Source organism: Acinetobacter sp. ABJ-A23_2, from assembly GCF_044538765.1.
Classification (GTDB): Bacteria; Pseudomonadota; Gammaproteobacteria; order Pseudomonadales; family Moraxellaceae; genus Acinetobacter; species Acinetobacter nosocomialis_A.
Genome location: NZ_JBIUCP010000140.1, coordinates 1 through 233, shown reverse-complemented (window position 1 = coordinate 233; position 233 = coordinate 1). Strand labels below are relative to the sequence as shown.

At 46.8% G+C, this 233-nt stretch carries 1 pseudogene; it reads right to left on the bottom strand.

Annotation, left to right across the window (positions count from 1 at the left end):
* Positions 1-233: pseudogene (locus ACH63V_RS18220) on the bottom strand (hypothetical protein); the annotation flags it as partial.

Genomic DNA, 233 nt, shown 5'->3' with positions numbered 1-233 from the left:
CTGTATAGCTACCATCAGGATTAACAGTAGCAGTGACTTGTTGCTCAAGTGGGTTACCCGCCTGATCCTGACCTGTAATAGTTAAGGTGACTTGACTACCCGGTGCAACGTCTGTGGTGCCACCTGTAATATGGCCTTGAGTATCCACATCAACTGTGATTGAACCATCTACTCGGTCTAAACCACCTTGGTCTGGTGTATCCGGATTATTGTCATGATCCGTCTTCACAAGA